11 protein-coding genes are annotated in these 16,644 nt (G+C 49.6%); 8 read left to right on the top strand and 3 right to left on the bottom strand.

Annotated features, from left to right (window positions below):
* Positions 1 to 110 precede the first annotated feature (110 nt).
* Both H6F76_RS12440 and H6F76_RS12435 read left to right on the top strand, forming a co-directional pair.
* Positions 111 to 2,285 carry a glycosyltransferase gene (locus H6F76_RS12440; RefSeq protein WP_190508565.1) on the top strand — a complete coding sequence of 725 codons (2,175 nt, stop codon included), beginning with the start codon at positions 111 to 113 and terminating at the stop codon, positions 2,283 to 2,285.
* A gap of 26 nt (positions 2,286 to 2,311) precedes the next feature.
* Positions 2,312 to 3,214, top strand: a complete 903-nt coding sequence (locus H6F76_RS12435) for a polysaccharide lyase (protein ID WP_190508562.1) — start codon at positions 2,312 to 2,314, stop codon at positions 3,212 to 3,214.
* Positions 3,215 to 3,706: 492 nt separating this feature from the next.
* Here the strand turns inward: H6F76_RS12435 and H6F76_RS12430 are convergent, their stop codons facing one another.
* Entirely contained in the window at positions 3,707 to 4,162 is a 456-nt protein-coding gene (locus H6F76_RS12430; protein ID WP_190508560.1) for a hypothetical protein, read from the bottom strand.
* 1,340 nt (positions 4,163 to 5,502) lie between these two features.
* Between H6F76_RS12430 and H6F76_RS12425 the strand changes: the two genes are divergently transcribed.
* The 3 genes from H6F76_RS12425 to H6F76_RS12415 all read left to right on the top strand — a co-directional run bounded on the left by H6F76_RS12425 (position 5,503) and on the right by H6F76_RS12415 (position 9,609).
* On the top strand, positions 5,503 to 6,639 hold the full coding sequence (locus H6F76_RS12425) for a hypothetical protein (protein ID WP_190508991.1): 1,137 nt from the start codon (positions 5,503 to 5,505) through the stop codon (positions 6,637 to 6,639).
* 196 nt (positions 6,640 to 6,835) lie between these two features.
* Complete coding sequence (locus tag H6F76_RS12420) at positions 6,836 to 7,789, top strand: NAD-dependent epimerase/dehydratase family protein (RefSeq protein WP_190508558.1); 954 nt, start codon at positions 6,836 to 6,838, stop codon at positions 7,787 to 7,789.
* A 101-nt stretch (positions 7,790 to 7,890) separates the two neighbouring features.
* Complete coding sequence (locus tag H6F76_RS12415) at positions 7,891 to 9,609, top strand: ABC-F family ATP-binding cassette domain-containing protein (protein WP_190508556.1); 1,719 nt, start codon at positions 7,891 to 7,893, stop codon at positions 9,607 to 9,609.
* Between the two features lie 40 nt (positions 9,610 to 9,649).
* On the opposite strand, the gene H6F76_RS12410 is transcribed toward H6F76_RS12415, so the two are convergent.
* Positions 9,650 to 10,888, bottom strand: coding sequence for an aminotransferase class V-fold PLP-dependent enzyme (locus tag H6F76_RS12410; protein ID WP_190508554.1), 1,239 nt, complete (start codon positions 10,886 to 10,888; stop codon positions 9,650 to 9,652).
* A gap of 330 nt (positions 10,889 to 11,218) precedes the next feature.
* Here H6F76_RS12410 and H6F76_RS12405 point away from each other — a divergent pair, with 330 nt between their 5' ends.
* The gene (locus tag H6F76_RS12405) at positions 11,219 to 12,652 is read left to right on the top strand and encodes a carotenoid oxygenase family protein (RefSeq protein ID WP_190508552.1); all 1,434 of its coding nucleotides are present in this window, start codon (positions 11,219 to 11,221) and stop codon (positions 12,650 to 12,652) included.
* A 199-nt stretch (positions 12,653 to 12,851) separates the two neighbouring features.
* Here the strand turns inward: H6F76_RS12405 and H6F76_RS29715 are convergent, their stop codons facing one another.
* On the bottom strand, positions 12,852 to 13,961 hold the full coding sequence (locus tag H6F76_RS29715; protein ID WP_199322064.1) for a HAMP domain-containing sensor histidine kinase: 1,110 nt from the start codon (positions 13,959 to 13,961) through the stop codon (positions 12,852 to 12,854).
* A gap of 558 nt (positions 13,962 to 14,519) precedes the next feature.
* Here H6F76_RS29715 and H6F76_RS12395 point away from each other — a divergent pair.
* Both H6F76_RS12395 and H6F76_RS12390 read left to right on the top strand, forming a co-directional pair.
* Positions 14,520 to 15,824, top strand: coding sequence for an anhydro-N-acetylmuramic acid kinase (locus H6F76_RS12395; RefSeq protein ID WP_190508550.1), 1,305 nt, complete (start codon positions 14,520 to 14,522; stop codon positions 15,822 to 15,824).
* A gap of 60 nt (positions 15,825 to 15,884) precedes the next feature.
* On the top strand, positions 15,885 to 16,331 hold the full coding sequence (locus H6F76_RS12390) for a hypothetical protein (protein WP_190508548.1): 447 nt from the start codon (positions 15,885 to 15,887) through the stop codon (positions 16,329 to 16,331).
* Positions 16,332 to 16,644 lie beyond the last annotated feature (313 nt).

Below are 16,644 nucleotides of genomic sequence, written 5' to 3'. Positions count from 1 at the left end.
TTATCCTTGTATGTCTGTCCTTGTAAGTCTGTTCTTATAGTGCAGGCATGGACGATCGTACGCGCTTAAGCCCCTCATTTTGTGTTTTTAAATTGCGAGAGTGCCGGTCTATGTCTACAGTTGTTTCTGCCCCAAAAAAAACGCTCAACGACCAGCTCAATTGGTTGGCGTGTCTAGCCATTACTATCATTGGGTTTGCATCGCTGTATTTAGCTCACGGTTCAAAGCAAATCGCTGTATGGGATGTCTTTGCACTCATTAGCCTTGGTGTTGTCGGTACCTGGCGGTGGAGCCTCTTTATACTGCGAGGTATTCGCTCCCGAATTTACTTAAGTTGGGTTTTTCCACGCTGGCGTCGCCGAGCCAATGCCTTAACTGCTGAGCAACTTCCTCCCGTCTGTTTACTTGTTCCAACTTATAAAGAGAAAACCTGGATTACGGAGCGAGTTTTTCGAGCGATCGCTCAAGAAGCTAGAACGCTGGCTCAACCCATCACCCTGCTAGTCAATAGCAGTAGTGATGAAGAAAATGCTTTTATTCATCAAGTATTGGAGGCTGAAGATCCAGGGTTACGCTCCATGCACCTAATTCAGATGGTGCAAAAAGACGGCAAACGTAAGGCAATGGCGGATGGGTTAAAAGAGTTGGTTCGCCATGGTCTTCCCTCAGAGACGATTATTGCCCTGATGGATGGGGATTCAGAGTTAAGTCCGGGTACGCTGCGCCAGTGTCTGCCGTTCTTTCGTTTGTTTCCTCGCTTGGGAGCGCTAACCACGGATGAACTGCCAGTTGTGCAAGGGTCTTATCTCTTTGCTGAATGGTTCCAGATGCGGTTTGCTCAGCGACATCAGCAAATGTGCTCAGACTCTTTATCTCGCAAAGTGATGTGTCTCACCGGGCGCTTTTCACTGTTTCGGGCAGAGGCAGCGCTGCATCCCTCTTTCAGTGACCAACTAGAGAACGATAACCTGGATGATTGGTTGTGGGGGCGATTTAAATTCCTTTCTGGTGACGACAAAAGCACCTGGTTCTGGCTGCTCCGTCGTGGCTACGATATGCTCTACATTCCCGATGCGCTGGTTTACTCGATCGAAACTGTATCAGGTTCAGTGATTGATCGCGCGTATGAAAATATGCGGCGCTGGTATGGCAATATGCTCCGCAACAATAGTCGGGCGATCGCCTTGGGACCCAAAGTAACAGGTTTCTACCTCTGGTATGGCTTGCTGGATCAGCGCATTAGTATTTGGACCTCTCTCATTAGCCCAAGCTGCCTCATTCTTTCGATGGTTCGAGGTCATTTCATTGCGGCTAGCATTATTGCCTCATGGATTTTGTTTAGTCGCTCCTTGATGCTGCTGCTCGTTTTTCAGGGTAGACCTTCTTCTCCAAAACCCATTCATTTACCAATTCTGCTGGCAACTCAATGGAGTTCATCATTGGTCAAGATTTGGACTCAGATGAACTTGGCGAAGCAGAAATGGGCAAACCGGGGCAATCAAAGTATTTCTGCAGACGGCACTGGCAGAAGCCGCGTTGCGAAACTTGGTATTTCTCGCTTTTTACTGGCTAGTCAGGTTTTTAGCTTTGCAATCTTTCTTCTGTGGTTGAATGGTGTGATCAATCCCCTGTGGGATCTAGAGGGCTTACACCTGAAACATAGTGCGTCTCAACAAGTAGCAGTGCAGCAAGTTGAGGCAATTAACCACGGTATTATGCCGAATGATGGCAAAGATGATGCCGCCGCTTTACAGGCATTAATTAAACGGCAGCCTCTAGACAAACCAGTGCAAATCAATCTGCCGATTGGTGAGCTTGATTTATTCAAACCGATTAGTATCGATCGCAGCAACATTCGTCTTAAAGGACAGGGTATTAGTAGAACAATCCTGCTAGCGCAGTTTGATCCCACGGCTGACACAGCCATCTTGACGATTTCTACGCCAAAAGCGGGTCAGACAGTAGCCCTCGCTGTTGCACAAACGGCAGCAAAGGTTGAACAAAAACCTGTTCAAAACGTGCAGGTTGGCGGCTTTACGTTGCGTCACAGCTCGTCTGGCTCCGATGCTGTAAAGGCAATCAATAGCCTGGTCTTAGACAACGTGGCTCAAGCGACACTTAGCAACCTTCATTTAGAGCGAGGCATTCGCTATCCTTTAGTGTTGAAACGATCGCGGGATGTCATAATGCAATACGTGACGGCAGAAGATGGTGTTGATCGCAGCAAAATTGTTATGAATGATGCTAATGTTCAACCTGATCTTAGAGCCGATCGTGTTCAGTAGAAACAATCTATTCCCTTGCGGTAGCCATGAAGTTTAGCGTTGTTCATGCTTGTCTATGGCTCTCTGCATTGCTAGGTTCTGCCCTGCTTGTAAGTAGCTGTAGTCAGCCAAATTCAATCGCAGCCGTTGAGAACGTTGAGCGATCGCCTTACTCTGAATCTAATTCCGAGTCTAATAAAGTAGCCAACGCTAGCGATCGCTCGGTTGCCAAGCGCAGCGTGTGGAAAGGAAATTTCTCTCGTTCTAGCTGGCCCTCACAATGGCGCATCCGCAAGCAAGGTGACTGGGGTTGGCAAAATACAGCCATTCTTGCTGACCCCAGATTCTCACAAGTCTTGAGAGTTCGCTATCCAGCCAAATCTGCTAGCCCAGCAGTTAACCGTAAAACAGGCGCTCCCTTGGGCGGCACTCAATTTTACACAAATCTGCCTTCAGCACCACAAGACTCTGTACGGTTGAGCTATTACGTTCGCTTCTCTAAGCCCTTTGACTTTGTTAAAGGTGGAAAATTACCAGGCTTATTTGGTGGCACTGAAACTAGTGGTGGCGATAACCCCGACGGTACAAACGGCTTTTCCACCCGGTTTATGTGGCGTAAAGAGGGGCAGGGCGAACTTTATGCCTATTTGCCAACTAGCTCTAAGTATGGAACCTCGATCGGGCGCGGCAAGTGGTCTTTTACACCTGGTACTTGGCATCATCTAGAGCAACAGGTTGAACTGAACGACCCTCAAAAGAAAAACGGTCGCGTTCAAGTTTGGCTAGATGGGAAAAAAGTATTAGATCAAAGTAAACTTCAATTTCGGACAACTAACGCCCTAAAAATTGAAGGCATTTTCTTCTCCACGTTCTTTGGCGGCAACGATCCATCATGGGCAACACCCAAGGATGTCACTGTTGATTTCGCCAATTTCTCGATTGAACAGTAGCATTTTTTTGTTCAACCGCTCCATACTGTGGTGCTTGCCGATCCAGTCACGTAGTCCTTTTCAGGTAGACCTAAGGCAAATTTCCATAGGTAATACCATTTCCCTAAACTGTCGCTACAGATGCAATCTTTGGTGAGCGGTCAGCCGTCAGCCGTCAGCTTTTTAGCCTTCTAACGGTCAGCGGTCAGCAGCAACGAATCTGTAGGGCTATTTTGGAGAATTGGTGTAATACTAATTTCCTTTTGGCACGCTACGAAGCAAGATCCCTCTATCTAAGACTTCCCCTTCATAAGGAGAATTGAGGGGGATCAGTCAGAGAAAGCTGTAGTCAGCACTTTTTGAATTGAAGACACAGTTTCTTTTCAGTGAGTGAAGGGATCAAAGAGTGTGGCTTATTCAATTGGAAAAGGTGTAGCAATAATGGTTAAAGCTTGCAGCAGAGTAGTTTAGTGTTTTTGCTCAGCACTTCTGCGTTCTCTGCTGCAAGACCCATTACTTTTTATAAACGCCAGCCCGACCGCGATAGGCTTCCATCATGGTCTTCATTTCAGCCATCATGGTTTTCATTTCAGTCATTATTGCTGCTTGTTGCTGATAGACATCTTGTACTGTTGCCGCATTGTTTTTAGGCAAGATAGTATCTAAGCGCGACTGGCTCAACGTCATAATTCGTGCCAGTATCATCTGTTGCTGCTTGTATAAATCAGTCATCGTTGGAGCCTGTCCTTCTGGCAGTGAAGTGAGCACTTTCATTTCAGCCATCATTGTTTTTGCTTGCGTCATCAGCGTCTGTAGCTCGTCAGCTAAGACCTTTTGTTCTCGAAACATTTGCTCGATCGCCGCTGAGTTCGATTGGGCAACTGTCACGGCTGGCGTTGTCGCTTGAACAGGTACTGTCGCAGCTAAAATCAGTAAGCTAGACAAAACACCGTAAGCAAGTTTCTTCATTGGAAAGCTCTCCTGAATCAATTTATAGTTAGATACTTTTGCAAATTGAGCTGCAAATCGTACCGCTTGAAAGGAACCTTAGAACACTTCTCGACACTTTGCATGAGAAGAGGCTTAAAAACAAATTGAGCTTGTATGAGAACGCAGGCTTTATGGTTCATATGTATAACTTCTGCATTGTCTATAAGTAGGTAGCTTCAATTAAGTGGGAAATAAACCATCTAACTGCACACTATGTTTACATCAAGATTTTTAATGGTGACAACCCGATCCCAACCGATATTCTGCGAACCTTGCCTAGCGCTTTTGCTCTATAAAGTTTGATGGTACTGGGTTAGGGCTAGTGCTAGCGCTTACTAAACGTACTGTACAAACTCATGGTGGAATGCTAGCGATTCAACTTGCACCGATGGCTGGTACGATCGTTCGTCTTAAATTACCAGCAGCATGATCAAGCCTTACGTCACTTTCATAAAGGCTCACTATACAGACACGTTGCTAGCCTGTTGTCAGCATCAGATGACAATACACTAATCCTCTCAACGTAGTTGGAGGGGGTGCCACATGACTTAGAGATAGACATAACGTCATGCACATTGCCAAAGGCTGTGGTTTCTCAAAGATGCTGTCGATCGCTATTCCTTTTAACGGCATGGATTCGTGAACTGCCAACTCGTAGCAATAAAGCTAGTAGATGTAAAACGAGAGGTTTGAAAAAGCTCAATCAACTCAGCTGCAAGTGAATCACGTCCTAATGGTTGCTGCTTGAATCCGATCGAAACTTTATAGTATCTGTAGCCTCATCTTAAGGAATTGGTATAACACCCTCCCAGATAACGCACCCTGGCAAGAACGTAAGCAAAAAGTTATGGCTAGTGCCAGCGCACTGAAGCAAAGACAGGCTGCCTGCCAATTGTTTTCCTTAGGACTCGGCAATTGTGCCCAGTAGTTTTTTCAGCCAACGAACCAACTCAAAGCAAACTAATTTAACTAAAAAAGCTGCACACTTATAGAAATTGCCGTTGCAACGTTTACCGGTCTACTCTTTCTGGTCATCACAGACTGCCTTACACCCAAAAAGCCATCAAAGACTTCAGAAGAGGAGATTGGAGAAGCGATCACCAAATATCTTGCTGCAAAGAATAACGGTAGAAACGACCCGCAAAATACCAAAAAGTGAACGCGATCGCTCAAGGAAGGCTGATATAGTGCTTTTTAACCATGGCGGTGACTCCATCGTTAAAAAGCACTATAAGCAAGGGAAGAGGTACGTGACTGTGAAGCCCTCTGTTGATAGCAACCCAACTAATAGCAACCCAACTGCAACCACTGGCAGCGCGATCGCCGTTCAAATCATTCCAGTAACAACAGCAACAGAGCAAGAATGGTTTTTAGACGTTCCGGCTGTTGTTTACGCCAACGATCCCAACTGGGTGCCGCCGATCCGCAGTAGCATTGCCAAGCAGCTTGCGCCGACCAATCCGTTTTTGCAGTACGGGCGCTTACAGCAGTTTGTGGCGGTCAACCGTCAGCAAGGAAACCCCTCACTTCTAGGTCGAATCGTGGCAGCGGTCAACGATCGCTTGATCGCTCGCGAAGGGCAGAAGGTCGGACTCTTTGGCTATTTTGAGTGTGTGCCTGATTTCGCCGTAGCGAAGGCATTACTGGATGCAGCGTGTGAGTGGTTGCGGGATCAGGGCATGAGCACTGTACGCGGACCGATCGACCTCTCAACCCATAACAACTGTCTGTTTTTGGTGGATGGGTTTGACTCGCCACCGATGATGATGATGCCCTACAATCCGCCCCACTACCCGCAGTTTGTAGAGCAGGATGGCTGGCAGAAGGCGAAAGATGCCTATGCGTACAACTTTCCCTTAGACAAACCGCTGTCGCCAGAGTTTGAAAAGGGTTATCGCATTGCGCTGAAATCGGGTGTCACGTTCCGTCCTTTACGAACCAAAGGTGATGGGTTTGAGCAAGATTGCATTAGCCTGTATAACCTGTTTACAAAAGCCTTTTCAAATAACTGGAGTTCCACGCCACGCACGCAAGAAGAGTTTTTAGAAGAAGCAAAAGATTTACAAAGTTTGGTTGATCCAGATGTGTTTCCGATCGCCGAATACAACGGTGAGATGATTGGTTTTTGGATGGGGCTACCGGATTACAATATTGCCCTCAAACACATTAACGGCAAGCTAAATTGGCTCGGCATTCTTAAGTTTCTCTGGTATCGCCGCCAGATCGATCAAGGACGAGTCGTTGCTATTTGTTCATTGCCAGAATTTCGCCGCAAAATGGTGCCGTTAGGGCTTATCTATTTGGGTATGCAGGGTGGCATTCAAAAAGGAAAACCCTACAAACGCGCTGAACTCTCCTGGGTTTACGAAGACAACTATCCCTCTCGCAAACTTATCGAAGCCTCTGGCGGCACGATTTATAAGACCTATAGAATCTATGAGAAAGCATTGACCTGAAAAAGCTCTTAGTTGCCGCGATCGTGGCTCAATGCTGGCTCGTTCTCACTCAAGCAACGAGGGTAACACTGCGCTACTCTGGCTTTATCAGTTGGTTATGCCTTCACGATGACGCTAGTAAACGGTCGGTTGGTCGATCAACGCAAGGGTAAAGTTGGTGAGTGGGGCTTATGCAGGTGGAGATGGCTGTAGCACTATGAGAGCATTCGTAACCGGGGCAAATGGCTTTTCCGCAGCACATTTAATTCAAGCGTTGGAGCAACGCGGCGATTCTGTCGTAGGGCTGGTGCGAAAGTCGAGCGATCTGGCACGCCTGGCAGGAAGCAAGGTAGAGCTAGTGTACGGCGACTTGTGCGACGTTGATACCCTGAAGACTGCGATGGCAGGCGTGGATATAGTCTTTCACATTGCTGCCTATGTCGAACTAGGCATTGTCAATGCAGCCGAAATGACACGGGTGAATGTGGACGGCACGCGGGCAGTGTTGGCAGCAGCGCAGGCGGCGGGAGTCCCTAAGATGGTTTATTGCAGCACGATCGGCATTTTCGGTGATACGCAGGGGCGCGTTATTGATGAAACCTTTGAGCGCATGCAAAAAGATTTTTCGTCAGCGTACGACCGCACCAAATATGATGCTCAGCAATTAGTCGATCGTGCTGCTGCGGCTGGCTTTCATGTCGTTAGCGTTCTTCCGTCTGGAATCTTTGGTGCTGACGACCCGCACTTTGGTCCTGTGGTGAAGCAGTTTCTTAAAGGCGGGCTGAAGCTTTGGGCAGGGGGCGATCGGGTGACGGGCATCGTTCATGTAGACGATCTGGCAACGGCAATGCTGCTAGCAGCCGAGAAGGGCAAGCGAGGCGAACGCTACATTATTTCGGCAGGCGATATGACGACTCGCGAAATGTTTGCTTTACTTAGCAAAGAGTCTGGGGTTCCCGCTCCAGCCGAAACCCCAGAGGCGATCGTGCGGCTAGTCGGCAATTTGCTTGATCCCATCGGTCGTTTGTTTAACTGGCAGCCACCGTTAAGCCGAGAGCGTGTTCATTACGTGTACGATCGTTGTGTGCGAGTGGATGGCAGCAAAGCTCGTCAAGAATTAGGTTGGCAACCACGATCAATAGAGGAGACTATTAGAGCGTTGGTAAGGTAATAACAGATAAAGGCACCGACATTCGCTCTAACCATGTACGATTAAATTTTGTTACAGTCATCGCAGACCCACCTTAACTTGACTTTCTCTGGAGATTCCCCATGTTGCGATTGGAGCACGTCAGCAAAATTTATCCGACTGGCGAAGTGCTGAAGGACATCAACTGGGAAGTCAAACCCGGCGATCGCATTGGCTTAGTCGGCGTTAACGGTGCTGGCAAATCAACTCAGCTTAAAATCATTGCAGGCGAAACAGAGCCAACCGCAGGCGAAATTATCCGCCCTGCCAGCCTGCATATTGCTTATCTGACTCAGGAATTTGAAGTAGACCCCACTCGCACGGTGCGCGAAGAATTTTGGCGTGCCTTTGGGGAAGCGAACGATGTTCACGTGGCGCTGAGTGCGGTTCATCGCCACATGGAAACAGCCACGCCCGAAGAACTGGACAAACTGCTGCATGAGATGGATCACCTACAGCGGCAGTTTGAGGCGATGGATGGCTACGGGTTAGATTCGCGCATTGAGAAAATCATGCCCGACCTGGGTTTTGATCTAGAAGATGGCGATCGCCTTGTGAGTGCCTTCAGTGGTGGCTGGCAGATGCGGATGAGTTTAGGCAAAATCTTGCTGCAAAAGCCCGATCTGCTGCTGTTGGATGAGCCGACCAACCATCTCGATTTAGAGACCATCGAGTGGCTAGAAAACTATCTCAGAGGGCTGTCTACGCCCATGGTCATCGTCTCTCATGACCGTGAGTTTCTCGATCGCCTCTGCACCCAGATTGTTGAAACCGAGCGTGGCGTTTCCAGCACCTACCTGGGCAACTACTCCGCCTACCTTCAGCAAAAAGAAGAGATGCGCGATGCCCAACTCAGCGCCTTTGAGCGGCAGCAAAAAGAACTGGAGAAACAGCAAACGTTTGTCGATCGCTTCCGCGCCAGCGCGACTCGCAGCACCCAGGCAAAGAGCCGCGAAAAGCAGCTTGATAAAATTGAACGGCTCGAAGCACCCGATGGTGGCTTGAGAACCCTCCACTTCCGCTTTCCACCCTCGCCCCGTAGTGGTCGCGAAATGGTGGAAATCAAAAACATGACGCACTCTTACGGTGACAAAATCCTGTTTTTGGATGCAAACCTGCTGCTAGAACGGGGCGATCGCGTCGCGTTCCTGGGTCCTAACGGTGCGGGCAAATCCACACTGCTGCACCTGATGATGGGCATGGAGCAACCGACGGAAGGCACCGTGACGCTGGGCAGCCACAACGTCATTCCTGGCTACTTTGAGCAAAATCAGGCAGAAGCGCTCGATTTGCAGAAAACCGTCATTCAAACCATTCACGACGAAGTACCCAAGTGGAGCAATGAAGAAGTCCGCACTCTGTTGGGACGCTTTCTCTTCAGCGGCGATTCTGCGTTCAAGAAAGTCGAAGCGCTCAGCGGTGGCGAAAAAGCACGGCTCGCGCTGGCAAAAATGCTGCTGCAACCTGCTAACTTGCTGATTCTGGATGAGCCAACTAATCACCTGGATATTCCCGCTAAGGAAATGCTGGAAGAAGCGCTCCAGAACTACGACGGTACAGTGATTATCGTCTCGCATGATCGCTACTTTATCTCCCAAGTTGCTAACAAAATTGTCGAAATTCGTGATGGTGAACTCATCCTTTATCGCGGCGATTATCACTACTACCTCGACAAGATTGCCGAAGAAAAAGATAAAGCAGCCCTAGCGGCGATCGAAGCTGAAAAAGAAGCCAAAGCCGCCGAAAAACGCGCCAAGCAAAAGGAAAAAGAAAAGAGTAAGAAAGCACAAACAAAGGCTTGATGCAGCAATCCACTGCTACCTGTGGCGCGAGTACCAAGCCTTACTGATGCTTTTTCATAGAGCCTTCTTCGTGCAGCAATTCTGCGATCGCCTTTCCCAAATACTCGTACTGCTCCAAGTGATTGTAGAACTGTGCCGAAACACGCACTAGGCGACTAGAAGTGGTTGGAAAGGGTACGATCGGCACCTCAATCTGATAGCGCTCCAACAGGGCATCTTGTAGTCCCATCGGGTTGCCATCAGGCAACGGAATTACCGCCATCGCTCCCAGCATCGCTTCTGGGCAGGGTGGCGCAATCTGAAGCGTTTCGCAGAGAACCCGACGAGCCGCGATCGCCAGCGCATGGTTGGTCGCTATCAGTTCATCCCATCCTCCTGGCAGCAACGATCCCATAAAGCAGATTGCTTCTGGGACGCAGAGGTAAGCTGTGGGATCATCGGTGCCAGTCCAATCAAACTCCAGCCGAAAGCGGCTGCGATCGGTGCGCGTTGCATTAGCACCGTGGCTAATCGTAAGGGGACGGATTGTGGGTTGGCGATCGCGCTGCACATACAAAAAAGCAGCCCCTTTCGGAGCGCTAACCCATTTGTGCAGGTTGCCAGTGTAGTACGTTGCCCCAAGAGCGTGCAGGTTTAGCGGCAGCATTCCCGGTGCATGGGCACCATCCACCAGCGTTTCGACTCCCCGCTGGGTCAAAACTTGTACCAGTTCAGTTAGCGGAAACACTAACCCCGTCTGGCTGACCACATGATCCAGCAGCGCCAGCCGCGTTTTGTCGGACACACAGGCGACGATCGCATCTATCACTTGTTGCGGCTCATCAATGGGAAAGGGCACCTGAGCGACCACGACTTTCAAGCCATACCGCTCTGCCACATAGTTCAACGCATTGCGGCAGGCATTATACTCCTGGTTCGTCGTCAGCAATTCGTCGCCTGGTGCAAACGAAAGCGACTTCAAAACCGTATTAATTGCAGTCGTTGCATTGGGTACAAACGCCAGATCATCTGCCTCTGCGCCTACAAACGCTGCCAACTCTACACGGGCATCGTCCAATAGCGCTTCCAGATCGCGCCCAAAGAACTGGAGGGGCTGCCGCTCCATACGGTCGCGCCAGTGCTGCTGAGCCGTCAACACAGGCAAAGGACAGGCTCCAAAGGAGCCATGATTCAAAAAGGTAATGGACGAATCAAGCGACCAGCAGGCAAGTAGCTGCGCACGAGAAGGAAGCAACGGTGCCGACTCACCCCTCTGCAAATCCGACCATAAGCTGTCCATAGCTGCAACCATAATTTGACCATGCAATGCTCTTGAATACTCTATGCCTCTCCGCTAAAAACTGTTCTCTTCTGTTACTACAACCATACGCTGCCTGTAAGTTAAAAAGATCCAGTTACACGAAACAAGCTAACGATTTACAACTGCAAGAGAAGGCACAAAGCCAGTTCAAGCGTAATAATTATTGAAGGACGTTTAAGAAGCCTAATGAACCACATTTTAGCCGTGAAAGAATTAGTGTTTCAGGCGTTGAGCCTTAACGAAAAATGAGGGATTTTTCTCCTTTAGCTACTTGTTAAACCATCCTCATTAGAAGTAAAGAGCCTAGCAATGATTAACACTATTCAACCAACCAAGGTTGGGGCATGGGCAAAGGCAGTGCTTCGACCTGCCACCGAGTTTGGTCCCATCCCCCTCAGCATTTTGTCTGGAGCTGTGCCTTCGGGCTTGCGTGGCTCTCTCTATCGCAATGGGCCTGCCTTACTGGAGCGAGGTGGGCAACGGGTAGGGCACTGGTTTGATGGTGATGGCGGCATTCTGGGACTGCACTTTACAACGGCAGGTGCAACAGGTGTGTATCGCTATGTCCAAACTGCTGCGTATCGGGCAGAAACCCAAGTTGGAGCGTTTAAGCACAGTGGTTATGGCATGTTGCCGCCTGGTCATTGGTGGGAGCGGTTTAACAAAGGGCTGAAGAATGCTGCCAATACATCTGTGCTGGCTTTGCCCGACAAGCTTCTTGCCTTGTGGGAAGGTGGACTACCGCACGCCTTGACACTCGATCGCCTCGAAACGCTGGGACTTGATGACCTCAATGGCTTGGATGGAGCCGCTTATTCCGCACATCCCAAGCGCGATCTGCAAACGGGTGACATCTTTAATTTTGGGGTAAGCTTTGGTCGGAACGGCACGCTCAATCTGTACCGTAGCGATGCTAGTGGCAAAGTAAAGCAGCACGGCAAGATTCCACTCCAGGGGTTGCCTCTCATCCATGACTGGGTGCTGGCGGGTCAGTATTTGATTTTCTGCGTCCCACCTGTGCGGTTGAAGGCGCTGCCCTTGCTGGCGAAGCTAAAGAGCTATAGTGAAGCGCTAACCTGGCAACCGGAGAAAGGCACTGAAATTATTGTGGTCGATCGCACCACCCTGGAAGTCGTCAGCCGCACTCAAGCCGAACCCTGGTATCAGTGGCACTTTGGCAACGGCAGTGAACTAGCTGACGGAACTGTCGCCTTTGACTTTGTGCGCTACCCCGATTTTCAGACCAACCAATTTCTTAAAGAAGTGGCAACTGGGCAGACTCAAACCTTGGCAAAGGGTACTCTCTGGCAGTTGCGGCTTGAACCCAAAGCGGGCACCGTACTAGCGCTAGAAGAAGTCGTTAACCGCAGTTGCGAATTTCCAACCGTGCAGCCTAGGTCTGTGGGTCAGCCATCACGCTACACTTACCTGTCCATTCATCGTCAGGATGTGGAGTTGCAGCGAGAACTGTTTGGCGCGATCGCTCGTTTCGATTACCAAACCGCAACCCTCACCGAAGCTGATTTTGGTGCGAACTGTTATCCCAGCGAACCGATCTATGCGCCCGATGCGGATGATGTCGATCGAGGCTGGGTGCTGACGGTGGTGTACAACGCAAATGTCGATCACAGTGAAGCCTGGATTTTCGACAGCGAGCGTCTGGATGACGAACCAATCTGTAGGCTGGCATTACCCGAAACCGTACCGCCTGGTTTTCATGGTACATGGAGGGGTAAGGCGTAAGAGATGAGGGATGAAGAGCTAAAAGCAACGCGAGGCTTTCTAGAGTAGCAGCACTACCTACCACTTAAAACTGTCCTTACTTCCCTTACTTCCTGTGTCGCACTCCTATGGCTGTTTCAGAGTAACGATCGCTGTCGGTGAGCGATCGTGTTGGGCAGTGCTTCTCGCGTTGAAAGGCTGGTTAGAAACACTAAACAACCTAAGGTAGCACCGCTGGCAATTTGACAATGAAGCTTGTCCCCATCCCCTCAGCACTTTCAACCTCGATCGTCCCTTGATGAGCTTCAGTCAGACTTTTGGCTAAGAATAAGCCCAAGCCCCAGCCCGTTTGATCTTCCGCAGAGATGGTGCGACGAAATTGTTGAAAGAGAATCGATTGCGCTTCTGTCGTGATCGGCGTACCTTCGTTATGGATGGTCAGGCTGATCTCCGTTTCAGTTTGTTGGAGCGTGAGTATAATTGGCGTGTTAGGCGCACCATACTTCACAGCATTAGTGGCAATGTTTTCAATCACCCGCCGTAGTTCTTTACGGCTGCAACGAGTCATCACTGCACCATTAGAAACCACCACAAAGCGGTTCGTATAGGCGAAGTTCAAATCCTCCACAACTTCTTGGAGTAGCTGTTCCAAATCGCATACCTCAAAGGTAAGCTTTAAGCTCTGTCCTGCCTTCAGTCGACTGGCATCGAGCAGATTCTGAATCATTGAATCCAGTCGATCAATCGCGCTGATCATTCTTGCTGTGACATCAAAGTGAGTATCGCCGCGTTCAAACCGACGGAGGATCAATTGCGTGCCCATTTTCACGACGTTAATGGGATTTCTCAGATCGTGAGTTAGTGTCACCATAAAGAGTTCTTGAATCTCGCTCAGCGTCTGTGAAAACTGAGTCGCAGCATCATTCACAGCTTGCTCAATCGAGCCAATAATAATGTCTCGTTCCCGTACGTCTAAAGGCGCTTCCTCCTCTAAAATCTGAAAGATCACCTTGCGGAGAATGTGATACTCGAAAATAAGCTGAGTCATGGAGTAATCAGCATAACCCGCCCGTTCACGTCCATGCTGTTTACTAATCCGATCGCTTTCTGCCTTATCGGCTTCAGTGCGAGCAGATGTCCGTTCAATATCGGTTGACAGTGCATTGCCTAGATGGCTTAAGTACTGCGGTAACGAATCTTGCAAGACCAGCGACTCTTGATGCATGGAGGCACTGATTTCCTTCCGTGCCCACTCTTCCCACAGTTGCATGATTCGTTTAGCATTTTGCCGAAGACGCTCAGACGCAGGATTAGACACAGGGTTAGACATGAGTTGTGCTTCTCTGTATGAGCGCGATAAAAAGAGACATTGAGCCGAAAGGCGCGCCTGCTTGAACACACAAGTAGCAAAACCTTGCTCTGGCGTTCACGTCTTTAGAAAAGCCTGCTTTTACAGCAGTTTTTAGTTGAGTAGCACAGAGTTTTAAGTGAGCAAGGATCAGCAATTGGCAAAACGCTGGTTTAAATAGAGGAGTGTAGCGTATCCCTTTCAACCTTGCCATAAGTTGGTCAGAACAAGGGTTTTAGTGCCATATAATTAACTTTTACCATGCTCTCGGTCTAATGTTAGAAAAGCGCTAAGTCGGTAGCCCTCATGCTTTGTGAGACGGGGCTAGAGGTCTTTGCTCCCAAGCTACGGTGGAACCTGTCTACCCTTAAATAACAATTCTTAGTTTAATAACGCTCAACTACTGACCAGTTACTTAACGGATAAGAGGCACCTGAATAAGCAAATGATCCCTTAAAGCAATTAGCCGTCAGTGGTTAGCTTTCAGCCTATTCAGTTTAATTTAGTCTATGTACTTAACAACCAATCACCAACAACCGCATGGCTCTTGTCATTGGCTTAATGAGCGGCACCTCTGTAGACGGCATTGATGCGGCTCTAGTCGATCTTTCGGATGCTACAGGCACTCTAGCAGTCACTCTGTTAGCAGGAGCAACCTATCCCTATCCCACAGAGCTACGAGCACAGATCTTGGCAGTCTGTGGCGGTGCATCACTATCAATGGCAGACCTGGCAGATCTAGACGACGCGATCGCCCATCAGTTTGCTCAAGCCGCGATCGCCATTCAAACGGGACACCCCACGGCTGTACTCATCGGTTCCCATGGGCAAACGGTCTATCATCGACCACCGAAACCCAGGCGAGGAGAGGAGAGCGCAGTGGGAGAAAGGGCTCCTACCCCTTACCCCTCACCCCTTACCCCTCACTCCCTAGGCTACAGCTTACAACTGGGACGGGGAGAGGCGATCGCCAACGCTACAGGCATTACAACCATCAGTAACTTTCGTGCCGCTGACATTGCCGCTGGTGGACACGGTGCACCCCTCGTGCCTGCTGTAGATGTGGCGCTCCTTAGTCATCCCACCCTCAACCGTTGCGTGCAAAACATTGGCGGCATTGGCAATGTAGCGTATTTACCCACCAGGGGGCAAAAGGCGATGGGGCGATGGGGCGATGGGATGATGGAGCAAGAAAAGCTCACAACTCAAAACGCGTCCCCACTCCCTACTCCCTACCCCCCACGCCCCCTTTCTCCCCTCGGCTGGGATACTGGACCCGGTAACGTGCTCCTCGACCTGGCAGTGCAAACTTTTTCCAATGGTACGAAGACGTACGACAAAGACGGCAACTGGGCAGCAAGTGGTACGCCTTGCGAAGCCCTAGTCGATCGCTGGCTGCAACAGCCGTTTTTCCAGCAACAGCCGCCAAAATCAACCGGGCGAGAATTATTTGGTGCTGCCTATCTCCACCAGTGTTTGGCAGATGCAGAGGCGCACTCACTCACCCATGCCGATATACTGGCAACGCTAACAGCCTTAACCGTAGACTCGATCGTCCATAGCTACCGTCACTTTTTGCCGCAACTGCCCGATCAAGTCTTGCTATGCGGCGGGGGCAGTAAGAACCTATATTTGAAACAGCGATTGCAGCGGCAATTGGGTAACATCCCTGTTTTAACGACAGATGATGTAGGGTTGAATGCCGAATTTAAAGAAGCGATCGCCTTTGCTGTACTCGCGTACTGGCGGCAGCAAGGTATCGCTGGCAACCTTCCTGAGGCAACGGGCGCTCAAAACTCGGTGCTTTTAGGAGACATTCATTCAGTGTACGGAAGGGGTGCGTAGTAGCATGGATTACCACAAAAACCCGCATCGCAAGAAGCAAGCAAAGCAAGGGATAAGGCTGTGGCTCACACCTTTTTAATGGAGGCAGGACGCTGGTCACTTCAGGGCAACTGGCTAGAACGCAACGGCATGCCCCTTACGGTCATTGGCAAAACGCTGGTTGGCTGGAGCCGAGATGACTGGTTTACGATGGTAACAAAGCTGGTCTTTCCGGGTGCCGATCGCGAAGAAATTTCGTTTCAGTATCGGGGGCGGCTGGATGCTGGCGAGCGCCAGTATACCTTTGTACTTCAGCACAGTTTGCTGGGGCGCGTTGAGGGTGAAGGCTGGGTTGCCCAGGAATCGATCGTGCAGCGGTATTGGGTCTTGGGCGATCGCCAACGTCGTAGCGGGTTTGAAACGCTTTATCGTATGGACGACAACAAATACTACCTGTCCAGCGGCATTATGGCAGGACATTACCTCACCAGCACAATGGAAGCTACCTTGGAACGCCATGTCGATTGATCGCGGTGGCTAACGTGTGGTCTATATCTACTCCAACGAATGCGATCGTTGGTAGGAAAAACAGCCGCTTGAATCAATTAAAATTGCTCAAACGAAAGATCGCTAAAATGACTTTACGGGATTACTAACAATAGAGTGAAAACAAAGTTCCTGACTGCTTAAAAAGCTAGGAGCTGGAGAATAAAACGTTTCGTTCGTCAAGCAGCCTTTAACACCAACTGACGAGCGCGTACCCTGTCGCTTGCTGCTCTAAAAGCCTCAAGCGTTGTACAACGCCTTCTTCAGTAGGTTTTAAGCCTTACTCTCCGGGTAA

Origin of the sequence: Leptolyngbya sp. FACHB-321 (assembly GCF_014695975.1) — a bacterium.
Lineage (GTDB): Bacteria > Cyanobacteriota > Cyanobacteriia > Leptolyngbyales > Leptolyngbyaceae > Stenomitos.
Note: the sequence above shows the minus strand (reverse complement) of the source record. Positions and strands in the feature narration are given on the sequence as shown.

Coding starts and splice junctions, on each gene's coding strand:
- H6F76_RS12440 (WP_190508565.1), top strand. CDS start 111: ATGTCTACAGTTGTTTCTGCCCCAAAAAAAACGCTCAACGACCAGCTC.
- H6F76_RS12435 (WP_190508562.1), top strand. CDS start 2,312: ATGAAGTTTAGCGTTGTTCATGCTTGTCTATGGCTCTCTGCATTGCTA.
- H6F76_RS12430 (WP_190508560.1), bottom strand. CDS start 4,162: ATGAAGAAACTTGCTTACGGTGTTTTGTCTAGCTTACTGATTTTAGCT.
- H6F76_RS12420 (WP_190508558.1), top strand. CDS start 6,836: ATGAGAGCATTCGTAACCGGGGCAAATGGCTTTTCCGCAGCACATTTA.
- H6F76_RS12415 (WP_190508556.1), top strand. CDS start 7,891: ATGTTGCGATTGGAGCACGTCAGCAAAATTTATCCGACTGGCGAAGTG.
- H6F76_RS12410 (WP_190508554.1), bottom strand. CDS start 10,888: ATGGACAGCTTATGGTCGGATTTGCAGAGGGGTGAGTCGGCACCGTTG.
- H6F76_RS12405 (WP_190508552.1), top strand. CDS start 11,219: ATGATTAACACTATTCAACCAACCAAGGTTGGGGCATGGGCAAAGGCA.
- H6F76_RS29715 (WP_199322064.1), bottom strand. CDS start 13,961: ATGTCTAACCCTGTGTCTAATCCTGCGTCTGAGCGTCTTCGGCAAAAT.
- H6F76_RS12395 (WP_190508550.1), top strand. CDS start 14,520: ATGGCTCTTGTCATTGGCTTAATGAGCGGCACCTCTGTAGACGGCATT.